The sequence below is a fragment of the Ideonella alba genome, assembly GCF_018069845.1.
Taxonomy (GTDB): Bacteria; Pseudomonadota; Gammaproteobacteria; order Burkholderiales; family Burkholderiaceae_C; genus Ideonella; species Ideonella alba.
In genome coordinates this window covers 14,722-25,588 of sequence record NZ_JAGQDD010000002.1, presented here as the reverse complement: position 1 = coordinate 25,588, position 10,867 = coordinate 14,722, and the positions used below count along the sequence as shown (strand labels likewise).

12 protein-coding genes are annotated in these 10,867 nt (G+C 71.8%); 7 read left to right on the top strand and 5 right to left on the bottom strand.

Annotated features, from left to right (window positions below):
- Positions 1–39: 39 nt before the first annotated feature.
- The 3 genes from KAK03_RS03745 to KAK03_RS03735 are packed head-to-tail and all read left to right on the top strand — an operon-like array spanning position 40 to position 2,275.
- Entirely contained in the window at positions 40–663 is a 624-nt protein-coding gene (locus KAK03_RS03745) for a glutathione S-transferase family protein (protein WP_210851848.1), read from the top strand.
- On the top strand, positions 660–1,061 hold the full coding sequence (locus tag KAK03_RS03740) for a GNAT family N-acetyltransferase (RefSeq protein ID WP_210851847.1): 402 nt from the start codon (positions 660–662) through the stop codon (positions 1,059–1,061). The genes KAK03_RS03745 and KAK03_RS03740 overlap by 4 nt, the downstream gene beginning before the upstream one ends.
- Entirely contained in the window at positions 1,058–2,275 is a 1,218-nt protein-coding gene (locus tag KAK03_RS03735) for a lanthionine synthetase C family protein (protein WP_210851846.1), read from the top strand. The genes KAK03_RS03740 and KAK03_RS03735 overlap by 4 nt, the downstream gene beginning before the upstream one ends.
- Here the strand turns inward: KAK03_RS03735 and KAK03_RS03730 are convergent, their stop codons facing one another.
- The gene (locus KAK03_RS03730) at positions 2,276–3,238 is read right to left on the bottom strand and encodes a Rieske 2Fe-2S domain-containing protein (protein ID WP_210851845.1); all 963 of its coding nucleotides are present in this window, start codon (positions 3,236–3,238) and stop codon (positions 2,276–2,278) included. It abuts the gene before it with no gap.
- A gap of 30 nt (positions 3,239–3,268) precedes the next feature.
- Here KAK03_RS03730 and KAK03_RS03725 point away from each other — a divergent pair, with 30 nt between their 5' ends.
- The gene (locus KAK03_RS03725) at positions 3,269–3,679 is read left to right on the top strand and encodes a VOC family protein (RefSeq protein WP_210851844.1); all 411 of its coding nucleotides are present in this window, start codon (positions 3,269–3,271) and stop codon (positions 3,677–3,679) included.
- Here KAK03_RS03725 and KAK03_RS03720 read toward each other — a convergent pair.
- Together KAK03_RS03720 and KAK03_RS03715 are read right to left on the bottom strand one after the other, a co-directional pair.
- Complete coding sequence (locus tag KAK03_RS03720; protein WP_210851843.1) at positions 3,661–4,200, bottom strand: DUF7010 family protein; 540 nt, start codon at positions 4,198–4,200, stop codon at positions 3,661–3,663. The genes KAK03_RS03725 and KAK03_RS03720 overlap by 19 nt on opposite strands.
- Before the next feature lie 18 nt (positions 4,201–4,218).
- Complete coding sequence (locus KAK03_RS03715; RefSeq protein ID WP_310738459.1) at positions 4,219–4,650, bottom strand: MarR family winged helix-turn-helix transcriptional regulator; 432 nt, start codon at positions 4,648–4,650, stop codon at positions 4,219–4,221.
- Positions 4,651–4,819: 169 nt separating this feature from the next.
- Here KAK03_RS03715 and KAK03_RS03710 point away from each other — a divergent pair, with 169 nt between their 5' ends.
- The 3 genes from KAK03_RS03710 to KAK03_RS03700 all read left to right on the top strand — a co-directional run bounded on the left by KAK03_RS03710 (position 4,820) and on the right by KAK03_RS03700 (position 7,776).
- Positions 4,820–5,791 (top strand): tripartite tricarboxylate transporter substrate-binding protein, encoded by a 972-nt coding sequence (locus KAK03_RS03710; RefSeq protein WP_210851842.1) that lies wholly within the window; start codon positions 4,820–4,822, stop codon positions 5,789–5,791.
- A gap of 10 nt (positions 5,792–5,801) precedes the next feature.
- On the top strand, positions 5,802–7,355 hold the full coding sequence (locus KAK03_RS03705) for a sulfatase-like hydrolase/transferase (RefSeq protein WP_210851841.1): 1,554 nt from the start codon (positions 5,802–5,804) through the stop codon (positions 7,353–7,355).
- A 103-nt stretch (positions 7,356–7,458) separates the two neighbouring features.
- Positions 7,459–7,776 carry a hypothetical protein gene (locus KAK03_RS03700; RefSeq protein ID WP_210852285.1) on the top strand — a complete coding sequence of 106 codons (318 nt, stop codon included), beginning with the start codon at positions 7,459–7,461 and terminating at the stop codon, positions 7,774–7,776.
- An 82-nt stretch (positions 7,777–7,858) separates the two neighbouring features.
- On the opposite strand, the gene KAK03_RS03695 is transcribed toward KAK03_RS03700, so the two are convergent.
- Positions 7,859–9,376: a sulfatase family protein gene (locus tag KAK03_RS03695; RefSeq protein WP_210851840.1), complete on the bottom strand. Its 1,518-nt coding sequence runs from the start codon at positions 9,374–9,376 to the stop codon at positions 7,859–7,861.
- A 314-nt stretch (positions 9,377–9,690) separates the two neighbouring features.
- On the bottom strand, positions 9,691–10,848 hold the full coding sequence (locus tag KAK03_RS03690; RefSeq protein ID WP_210851839.1) for a BMP family ABC transporter substrate-binding protein: 1,158 nt from the start codon (positions 10,846–10,848) through the stop codon (positions 9,691–9,693).
- Positions 10,849–10,867: the final 19 nt, after the last annotated feature.

Sequence of the window (10,867 nt, the reverse complement as noted above, 5' to 3'; positions counted from 1 at the left end):
TGCGATGATTATGGACAGCACCACGACGGGAACCCCGCGATGCAACTCATCGGCATGCTTGATTCGCCCTATGTCCGCCGCGTGGCGGTCTCGCTGCAGGCCCTGGGCCTGCCCTTCGAGCACCGACCCCTGTCGGTGTTCCGCCACGTGGACGAGTTCCGCCGCATCAACCCGGTCGTCAAGGCCCCCACGCTGGTCTGCGACGACGGCACCATGCTGACCGATTCGACGCTGATCCTGGACTACGCCGAGGCCCTGGCCGCGCCACGCAGCCTGATGCCCCGCGCGCTGCCCGAGCGCCGCCAGGCGCTGCACCGCCTGGGCCTGGCACTGGCGGCCTGCGAGAAGGCGGTGCAGCTGGTCTACGAGCGGGCGATCCGGCCCGAGGAGAAGCGCCACCAGCCCTGGGTCGACCGCGTGACCATGCAGCTGCATGGCGGGCTGGCGGCGCTGGAGGCTGCCCATGCGGGCCAGCCGGTGGACTGGCAGCAGCCCACCCAGGACGCGATCACCACCGCCGTGGTCTGGCACTTCCTGATCGCCACGCTGGGGGGTGTCGACCCGGCGCCCTACCCCACGCTGGCAGCGCTGTCGGCCCAGGCCGAACAGCAGCCCAGCTTCCAGCGCGCGCCGCACGGCGACGGCGTGGTGGCCGCCCCATGATCGAGGTCAGCGACGACCCGGCGCGCATCGACCTGGACGCGGTGCACGCCTTCCTCAGCCGCTCCTACTGGTCGCCCGGCATCGCCCGCGAGAAGGTGGCGCGCGCCATCGCCCACTCGATGTGCTTTGGCGTCTATGACGATGGCGCCCAGGTGGGCTTCGCCCGGGTGGTCACTGACCGCAGCAGCTTCGCCTACCTGGCCGATGTCTACGTGCTGGAGTCGCACCGCGGCCGCGGTCTGGCCCGCCAGCTGCTGGGCGCGATCACCACCCACCCCGAGTTGCAGGGCCTGCGCCGCTGGCTGCTGGCCACGCGCGACGCCCACGAGCTGTACCGCCCCTTTGGCTTCGGCCCGCCAGCCGCGCCCGACCGACTGATGGAATGGCGCCCCGGATGAGCCTGATCTTCCACCCCGAACGACACACGCCGCTGGACGCACCGGCCTGGGATGCGGACGCTGCACGCACCACCGTGCAGGAGATCGTCAGCAGCTGTGAGGCCGCAGCCCGTCCCGAAGGCACCTGGCCCGTGCATCCCCGCGACGACGAGGGCGACACCCCCGAGGGCGGCTTCAAGGGCCTCTACCTGGGCGGCGCCGGCCTGCTGTGGGCGCTGTGGTGGCTGGGCCGCCAGGGCCACGCCACGCTGCGGTGGGACCCCGCCGCGCGCGTTGACGCGCTGGCCGCGGCCTGGCAGCGCGCGCCCGACAACGGCGAGCCCCTGCCCTCCTGGTTCCTGGGCGAGGCGGGCCTGCGCCTGGTGCAGTGGCGGCTGACCGGCCGTGATGACGCGGCCAGCCGCCTGCTGGCCGTGGCGGCCGCCAACCGCCACCACCCCAGCCAGGAGGCGCTGTGGGGCGCCCCGGGCACGATGCTCGGGGCCTGGCATCTGGCGCACCTGGCCAACGACCCACGCGCCGTCGACGAACTGCGCGCCAATGTCAGCGCCGTCCTGGCAGGCCTGCACCGCCATGACGACAGCGGCTGCCAGGTGTGGACCCAGGCCATCCATGGCCGCGAGGTGATCTACCTGGGCGCCGGCCACGGCTTTGCCGGCAACCTGCATGCGCTGCTGCTGGCCAGCGCCTGGCTGCCCGAGGCCGAGCGCGCGGCGCTGCAGGCCCTGGCGATCGACACGCTGAGCCGCACCGCGCGGCGCGAGGGCACGCTGGCCAACTGGCCGCCCGGCCTGTACACCCCGCGCCCCGGCGGCGCGCTGGCCCTGCTGCAGTGGTGCCATGGCGCCCCGGGCATCCTGTGCGCGATGCACCCCCTGCCCTCGGACCTGGACGCCGGGTTCGAGGCGCTGCTGGAGGCCGCTGGCGAAGCCATCTGGCAGGCCGGCCCGCTGGCCAAGGGCCATGGCGTCTGCCACGGCACGGCCGGCAACGCGCTGGCGCTGCTGGCGCTGCATGCCCGCCAGGGCGACGCGCGCTGGCTGCAGCGGGCGCGCGCCTTCGCGATGCATGCGATCGGCCAGATGCGGGCCCTGCAGCAACAGCACGGCCAGCCCTGGCACGGCCTGTGGACCGGCGACATGGGCCTGGCCTGTGTGCTGGCCCAGTGCCTGGACGGCCGCTACCAGGGCGTGCCGACGCTGGACCTGGCCTGATCAGGGCAGGACGCCGAAGCCCACACCCCGCTCGCGCAGCCAACGCCGGTAGGCGCTGGACATCCGGTCGGCGGCGCTGTGCACCTCGCCACTCAGCGGCAGGCGGCGCGGCCGCTGCGACTCCAGCACCGGCTGGTCCTGGGCGAAGATGGTGTGCTGGAAGGCCGCCACCTGCTCGTCGCTGGAATCCCAATCGGGCACGGCCAGGCGGAACCAGGCGCGGCTGTGTTCCTCGTCCCGCGGGCAGATGAACAGCGCAATGCCTTCACGCCAGCCCTGCTGCGCATCGGGCGCCTTCTCCAGCACCGCCGTGTAGGGCGCCGGCACCCGGTATTCGTAGTCGACCCAGGAGCCCTCGGTGGACTGCAGGTTGCTGCGCGGCTGCCAGGCGCGGCAGCCGTGGGCGTGCAGGCCGTCGGGGGTGGCGTCCACCTGGTAGGGCGGCACCTCGCCATGGCTGCGCTCGCCCAGCCAGCCCTCGTGCACAAAGCCGAAATGCGCCATGTCGAGGAAGTTCTCCACCACCCGTGGCGCGCTGGTGGCCACATCAAACGGCCCGACGGTGAGCTTGCGCAGGCGTGGCTCGTGCTCGGCGGCAAAGGCCGGCGGCAGCGCCGCGTCGGTGGGCAACAGCCACCACAAGCCGGCGAAGGCCGTCAGCGGCCACACCGCCAGGCCATGCGAGGCCGGCGGCGTGAAGCCCGGCACCGCCGGGATGGCCACGCAGCGGCCATCGCCGTCGAAACGCCAGCCGTGGTAGGGGCACTCCAGCTGCCCCGCGCAGACGCGGCCCAGCGACAGCCGCGCGCCGCGGTGCGGGCACTGGTCGCGCGCGGCGCGGGCCTGGCCCTGGCCATCACGCCAGACCACCCAGTCCTCACCCAGCAGGCGCACCGCCTGCGGCGCCTCGCCCAGCTCCTCCACCCGCAGCAGCGGATGTGCACAGTCGTGTTCATGGCCCATGGCCCAGCTTACCCCGTAGACTGCCAGGCCATGCTGTCCCATGTCTTCATCGGCGTCACCGATTTCGAGCGGGCGCTGGGCTTCTACAGCGCGCTGGCCGAGGTGCTGGAGATCGCACCGCGCTTCGTCGACCGCAGCCGCCCCTGGGCCGGCTGGCAGAGCAGCCCCGGGCCGCGCCCGCTGCTGCTGATCGGCCACCCGTTCACGGGCGAACACGCGCCCGGCAACGGCCAGATGGTGGCACTGCTGGCCGCCACCCGCGAGCAGGTGAACCGCGCCCACGCCACCGCGCTGGCGCTGGGCGGCCGTTGCGAAGGCCCGCCGGGGCTGCGGCCGCACTACCACCCGCACTACTGGGGCGCCTACTTCCGCGACCCTGACGGCAACAAACTGGGCGTGGCCTGCCACGCCCCGCAGGACGATCAGCCGCGGCGCGCCTGAGCCAGGAGGGCGGCGGCGAAGGCCGCCTCCACCAGGCCGCCGGCCAGCGCCGCGGACACCGGTGCCGCGCGGGCCAGGGCCAGGCCCAGACCGAGCACGCACAACACGCCGCCCATCACCCAGTAGACCCGCAGGCCATACAGGGTCTGGAAGCTCAGGTAGCGGCCGCCGATGGCCAGCAGCATCGCCGGGAAGAACCACTCGATGCGCAGCACCTGCAGGCCGTAGGCCACGGCGATGCCGGCCAGCATCCACAGCGTGCCCTCCACCGCCAGCCTGGCCAGGGGGTTGCCGGGCGTGTGTGCGCCACGTCGGCCCAGGGCCCGGGCCAGCAGCACGCCCACCGGGTGGATCAGCGCACCGCCGGCCAGCAGCGTCAGCACCGCGGCCGGGGCCGAGACCTGCCAGGCCACGCCGGCGGCCACCAGCCAGGCCAGGGACGAGGCGAGCACGCCGGGCGCACCATCCAGATAGCCCTGGCGCATGTCGGCCTGGGCGGCGGAGAAGGGCATGTCATTCATGGCTGGTGAGCATAGCGCTCAGGGTCGGATGCGACGGCTGCCACCGGCGCGGCGGTCGGCGCGCACGTCCTGCGCCAGCTCGGTGTTGAGCTGGCGCGCGTGCGCGGTCAGCTGCGCCAGCGCCTGGTCCAGCACGGCCAGCTGGGCATCATCGAGCACCGCCACCAGGCGGGCGTTGATGGCGGCGATCTGCGGGAAAAGATCGTCGTGCAGCTGGTGCCCGGACTCGGTCAGCGTCAGCACCGCGCGGCGCGCATCGCCGGATTGCGCCTGGCGCTGAACCAGGCCCTTGGCCGCCAGCACGCCGGCGGCGCGCGAGGTGCGCGGGCGGTCGAGCTGCGCGGCCTCGGCCAGCGCCGAGGGCGACATCGGCCCGCGCGCCGCCAGCAGCGCCAGCAGCCGCCATTCGCGCCGGGCAATGCCATAGCGGCCCTCCAGCAGGCGCACCACCGGCGCACCGCCCAGCGCGAACAGGCGCAGCAGGCGGTAGTTCAGCAGGTCGTCCAGGGTGGTGGGCTCGCGCAGGCTCAGGGTGAATCCCGGTGATGGTTGATTTCAACAATTGATCCGGCCGCGCCTAGATTAGCGACCAACGCCACCGCGCACACGAGGAGACACCATGAGCCACCGTTTCACCCGCCGCACCTGGCTGGCCGCCGCCGCGCTGGCCTGCGCGCTGCCAGCCGGCGCCCAGGAGGGCACGATCAAGCTGATCGTGGGCTACCCGCCCGGCGCCACCAGCGATTCGCTGACCCGCATCGTCGCCGAGCACATGCAGCGCACGCTCAAGCAGACGGTGGTGGTGGACAACAAGGCCGGGGCCGGCGGCCGCATCGCCAATGAGGCGGTCAAGGCCGCGGCGCCCGATGGCCTGACGCTGCTGATGACGCCGGTGGCGACGATGTCGATCTTCCCCCACTCGTATGCCGGCCAGCTGCGCTACGACCCGTTCAAGGACTTCGTGCCGGTGGCCCACCTGAGCAACTTCCAGGTCGGTCTGGCGGTGCAGTCGGCGGCGCCGGTGAAGACGCTGGCCGACTATGTGGCCTGGGTCAGGGCCGACCCCGACAAGAACGGCTTCTACGCGTCGGCCGCGGCCGGCAGCATCCCGCACTTCTTCGGCGTGATGTTCGCGCGCTCGGCCGGCATCACCATGACCCATGTGCCCTACAAGGGCACGGCACCGGCGATGCAGGCGCTGGCGGCGGGCGAGGTGAATGCCGCCTCCACCGTGGTGGCCGACATCAAGCCGCTGGTGGCCGCCGGCAAGGCGCGCCTGCTGGCGGTGGCCGGCGAGCAGCGCGACCCGGCCTTCCCCGAGGTGCCCACCTTCAAGCAGCTGGGCTACGACCTGGTGGCCCAGCCCTGGTATGCGCTGTTCGCCCCGGCCGGCACGCCAGCGGCGGCGATCGACCGGCTGGCCAAGGCCGCCGCGGCCGCCGTCAACGACCCGGCCGTGCACAAGCGCCTGGTCGAGATGGGCCTGGAGCCCACCGGCCATGGCCCGGCGCAACTGGCTGCCATCATGAAGGCCGACTACGAGCGCTGGGGCCCGCCGATCCGCGCCTCGGGCTACAAGCCGGCCGATTGAGGGGACAGCGATGAACGTGCTGTTCATCATGGCCGACCAGCTGCGCTGGGACCACCTGGCCTGCGCCGGCCACCCCTATCTGCGCACGCCCAACCTGGACGCGCTGGCGCGCCGCGGCGTGCGCTTCACCCAGGCCTATGTCAACAGCGGTGTCTGCGGCCCCAGCCGCATGAGCTACTACACCGGCCGCACGCCCAGCAGCCACGGCGCCACCTGGAACCGCGTGCCGCTGTCGGTGGGCGAGGTCACGCTGGGCGAGTACCTGCGCGGCCAGGGCCTGCACCTGGCGCTGGCCGGCAAGACCCATGTGATGGTCGACCACGAGGGCCTGGCGCGGCTGCAGCTTGAAGGCGGCTCCGAGCTGCACACGCTGCTGACGCGCGGCGGCTTCGAGGAGATCGACCGCTACGACGGCCACCACGCCCCCGGCGCCGAGAGCGGCTACCCGGCCTTCCTGCGCGCGCACGGCTACGACAGCGCCGACCCCTGGAGCGACTACGTCATCAGCGGCGTCGACGCCGACGGCCAGGTGGTCAGCGGCTGGCACATGCGCCATGTGCACCTGCCGGCCCGCGTGCGCGAAGAGCATTCCGAAACCGCCTACATGACCGACCAGGCGCTGGCCTACATCCGGCGCATGGGCGACGAACCCTGGGTGCTGCACCTGAGCTATGTGAAGCCGCACTGGCCCTACATGGCACCCGCCCCCTACCACGCCCGCTACACGCCCGAGCAGTGCCTGCCGGTGGTGCGCAACGAGGCCGAGAAGATCGACGCCCACCCGGTGCTGACCGCCTACCGCCAGAGCGAGGAGAGCCAGAGCTTCAGCCGGGACGACTGCATCCGCACCGTGCGTCCGGCCTACCAGGGCCTGATCGAGCAGCTCGACCACCACCTGGGTCGCCTCTTCAACGCGTTGGAGCAGCAGGGCCACTTCAAGGACACGCTGATCGTCTTCTGCGCCGACCACGGCGACTTCCTGGGCGACCACTGGCTGGGCGAGAAGGAGCTGTTCTACGACACCGTGCAGCGCGTGCCCTTCATCGTCGTCGACCCCAGTGCCGCGGCCGACGCCACGCGCGGCAGCACCGATGATCGCTTCGTCGAGGGCATCGATGTGGTGCCCACCATCCTGGATGCGCTGGGCATGGCCATCCCCCAGCACCGCATCGAAGGCCGCAGCCTGCTGCCGCTCACGCGCGGCCAGACGCTGCCGTCCTGGCGCGACACCACAGTCAGCGAACTGGACTTTGCCTACAAGGCCGCGCGCCGCCGCCTGGGCCTGGCGCCAGACCAATGCCAGGCCTGGAGCCTGCGCAACGCCCGCTGGCGCTATGTCTACTGGCAGAGCGCGCCCGAGCAGCTCTACGACCTGCAGGCCGACCCGGACCAGTTCGTCGACCTGGGCCGATCCGCCGCGACCGAGGGCGTGCGCCAGGCCTTCCGAGGGCAGCTCCTGGCCTGGCTGGCCGCGCGCAAGCGACGCACCACGGTCAGCCTGGAACAGATCGAGCGCGGCACCGACAACCACAAGAAGGCGGGCGTGTTCTACGGTCAGTGGTGAAAACCCTGTTGGCGGTGGGCCTGCAACTTGCAAGATGCACGGGGCCGCGCGCCGCGCGGTGAGCATGAAGCCGGCACCGACCGGCGACCGAGGAGACGAGTTGATGTCCGCATCTGACGACCTGCCCACCGACGCCGTGCTGCGCCGCCATGCCATCACCGAGCGCAACCGCCTGCTGGGCCTGCCGCCCACCGACGCCGTGCTCAAGCGCCACTACGCCCAGTGGCAAGCCGCGCAGGCGGCCCGCGCGTCGCAGCCCGCGGCGCCGACAGCCGCCCCGGCCCGTGCCGCGGCACCCGCCGTGGCCGCCCGAGCAGCGCCCGCGCCGGTCCGCCCGGCCCCGGCACCAGTGGCTGCCGCCCCCGCCGCCAGCGGCGGCGGGGGCCTGCTGGGCTGGCTCAAGCGCCTGTTCGGCGGCTGAACAGACCCGGCACACTCTGCGCCTGCTTTGAGGCAGGCCGGCCCGCGGCATGGCTGCGCGGGCCGGGCTGATCAGGGGCAGGTCAGGGGCTGATCGGGGGCGCCACCTCGGCGTCGCGCAGGGTCTGGCCGGCCGCCGCGGCCAGCCGCCGGGCCCAGGCCGACAGCCGGGCCTTCTCGGCCGCCGGCAGCCGCGCGTAGCCGTTGGTCAACTGGTGGGGGTCGGTGTTCATGTCGTAGTACTCGCGCTCGCCGCTCTCGTACTCGATGTAGGTCCGGTTGTCCGCCAGACGCAGCCCGATGTAGGGCGATCGCCACTCGACCATCGGCGCCGGTGCCGGAATGTCGCCAGGGTCCAGCGGCTCCAGCCAGGGCCGGGTCTGGCGGGGCGCGCCTCGTTCTGCGGCGTGCTCCAGCAGCAATGCGTCGCGCCAGGGCCCGGTCGGCTGGCGCTTGAGCAGGGGGACCAGCGAGCGGCCATCGTTGAACGGCAACGGTGCGATGCCTGCGAGTTCAGCCATCGTCGCCGCGTAGTCGACGTTGGCGGTGAGTTGCGTCACCTGTGAACCTGCGCGCACGCCGGGGCCGGTGACCAGCAAGGGCACCCTCAGGTCCTCGTCGAACTCGGTGCCCTTGCCGGCGGGCAGTCGGTGCTGGCCCAGGTGGTAGCCGTTGTCCGAGGTGAAGAAGACATAGGTGCGGCCGTCGATCGCCAGATCCTTGAGGGTCTGCATCACCTGCTCGACCATGTCCTCCACCGCCATCATGCTGCGCAGGCGCTTGCGGTACAGCGCGTCGATCAGGTTCACCTGCGCACGGGGCAGCAGGTCCCGGCGCGCCAGCCAGCCGGGCTTGTCGCTGACATCGGCCTCGTTGAAGGACGGCGGCCGGGGCGCCCTGGCCTCAGGAAACAGGTTGCGGTAGCGCCTGGGCGGCACCGAGGGGAAGTGCGGCGTCAGCGGCGAGACGTAAAGGAAGAAGGGCGCGTCCGGACGCTCCGCCGTGGTCTGCCGGATGAACCGGGTGGCCCGGCGGGTCAGCACGTCCACCAGGTAGTCGGACGGCAAGGCGTCATAGCGGACCGTCTGCCCGTTGACGTTCAGCGCGTAGTTGTACTGCCGGGCCGGCGAGCCGTGGTTGGGCACTGCCCACTCGGACCACCCTGGCGGGATGTACCGGTTGCCCGGATGGCGGCTCGGGTAGCCGTTGAGGTACTTGCCCATCAGCGCCGTGACATAGCCGGCGGCCTGCAGTGAGGTGGCCAGGGTCTGCTGCTCCAGCCCGTCGCCGAAGAACTTGTCGAAGCCGCCGTTGGCGCCCTTGTTGGCGTACATGCCGGTGTTGTGCGCGAACTGTCCGCGCAGCGTGGCCGAGCGGGAGGGGCAGCAGGCCGACAGGCTGACGAAGTGCTGGTTGAACGACATGCCCTGCTGCACCATCAGCGACTGCAGGCGCGGCAGGTGCTGCAGCAACTCGACGTCCATGTCATCGGTCAGGATGAACACGATGTTCGGCGGCCGGGGGGTGGCACCAGCGCTGGCCACCAGCAGCACGGCCAGGCCCAGCACCCGCAGGCAACTCGCCAGCAGTGTCGTGGTCATGTGTCATCCCCCCTCAGGCCGGCCCCGTCGCAGCGCCGTGACCGGGCATCCTGACGCCTCGGTGCACCAGGATCCACCCCTAACTGCGGCGGTGACAGCGCAGCGGGTCGGGGAGGCAACCCACCGCACCCCGGTGGTGCGCGGGCCGCGCCACGCCACCACCGGCCTCACCCGGGCCTGCCCACAGCGTCGGCACCACGACGCCGACAAAGACACAGGGCCGGACGCTGAGGCGACCGGCCCTGCGGTGGGGGTGGGCGCCGCCGCGGGCGGCTCACCCTCGAAAGTCGGCCGCCCTTGGCGGCCGAGGGTGCTTACTTGGCGCCCGGCACCGTGCCTTCCACGCCCTTGACGTAGAACTTGATGCCGCCCAGGAAGGCGTCATCGGCCACGGCGTCCTTGGCCAGGACTTCCTTGCCGGTGTTGTCGACGATCGGGCCCTTCCAGATCGCGAAGCTGCCGTCCTTCAGGCCGGCCTTGACGGCGTCGACCTTGGCCTTCACGTCGGCCGGCACGTCCTCGGCGATCGAGACGAAATCGATCGCGCCTTCCTTGACGCCCCACCAGCTCTGGCCGGTGGCCCACTTGCCTTCGAGCGCGTCCTTGGTGGCCTTGATGTAGTACGGACCCCAGTTGATCACGGCCGAGCCCAGGTGGGCCTTGGGGCCGTAGGCGGTCATGTCGGAGTCCCAGCCGAAGGCGCGCTTGCCCTTTTCCTGCGCGGTCTTGAGCACGGCCGGCGAGTCGGTGTTCTGCATCAGCACGTCGGCGCCGCCGTTGATCAGCGCGGTGGCGGCCTCGGTTTCCTTGGGCGGGTTGAACCACTCGTTGACCCAGACCACCTTGGTCTTGACCTTGGGGTTCACGCTCTGCGCGCCCATGGTGAAGCTGTTGATGTTGCGGATCACCTCGGGGATGGGGATCGAGCCGACCACGCCCAGCGTGTTCGACTTGGTCATGGCACCCGCCACCACGCCCGCCATGTAGGCGCCCTCGTAGGTGCGGCTGTCATAGGTGCGCAGGTTGGGCGCGGTCTTGTAGCCGGTGGCGTGCTCGAACTTGACGTTCGGGCTGTCGGCGGCCACCTTGAGCATCGGCTCCATGTAGCCGAAGGTGGTGCCGAAGATCAGCGTGTTGCCCTGGCCGATCATGTCGCGGAAGACGCGCTCGGCGTCGGCGGCCTCGGGCACCTTCTCGACGAAGCTGGTGACGATCTTGTCGCCCAGTTCCTTCTCCAGCGCCTTGCGGGCGTTGTCGTGGGCGAAGGTCCAGCCGCCGTCGCCCACCGGGCCGACGTAGGCGAAGGCCACCTTCAGCGGCTCGGCCTTGGCAGGGGCGGCGGCCGAGGCCGGCGCCGACGCAGCGGCCGGCGCGGCCTCTTCCTTCTTGCCGCAACCGACCAGGGCGGCAGCGGCGGCCACCGTGGCCAGTCCGGACAGGCGAAGCATCGAACGCTTGGTGTGCAGGGTCATGGGTTCTCCGTGCGTGGGG

Bases quoted from the DNA above. Each gene is read 5' to 3' on its own strand.
- KAK03_RS03745 (WP_210851848.1), top strand. From the start codon at position 40: ATGCAACTCATCGGCATGCTTGATTCGCCCTATGTCCGCCGCGTGGCG.
- KAK03_RS03740 (WP_210851847.1), top strand. From the start codon at position 660: ATGATCGAGGTCAGCGACGACCCGGCGCGCATCGACCTGGACGCGGTG.
- KAK03_RS03735 (WP_210851846.1), top strand. From the start codon at position 1,058: ATGAGCCTGATCTTCCACCCCGAACGACACACGCCGCTGGACGCACCG.
- KAK03_RS03730 (WP_210851845.1), bottom strand. From the start codon at position 3,238: ATGGGCCATGAACACGACTGTGCACATCCGCTGCTGCGGGTGGAGGAG.
- KAK03_RS03725 (WP_210851844.1), top strand. From the start codon at position 3,269: ATGCTGTCCCATGTCTTCATCGGCGTCACCGATTTCGAGCGGGCGCTG.
- KAK03_RS03720 (WP_210851843.1), bottom strand. From the start codon at position 4,200: ATGAATGACATGCCCTTCTCCGCCGCCCAGGCCGACATGCGCCAGGGC.
- KAK03_RS03710 (WP_210851842.1), top strand. From the start codon at position 4,820: ATGAGCCACCGTTTCACCCGCCGCACCTGGCTGGCCGCCGCCGCGCTG.
- KAK03_RS03705 (WP_210851841.1), top strand. From the start codon at position 5,802: ATGAACGTGCTGTTCATCATGGCCGACCAGCTGCGCTGGGACCACCTG.
- KAK03_RS03700 (WP_210852285.1), top strand. From the start codon at position 7,459: ATGTCCGCATCTGACGACCTGCCCACCGACGCCGTGCTGCGCCGCCAT.
- KAK03_RS03695 (WP_210851840.1), bottom strand. From the start codon at position 9,376: ATGACCACGACACTGCTGGCGAGTTGCCTGCGGGTGCTGGGCCTGGCC.
- KAK03_RS03690 (WP_210851839.1), bottom strand. From the start codon at position 10,848: ATGACCCTGCACACCAAGCGTTCGATGCTTCGCCTGTCCGGACTGGCC.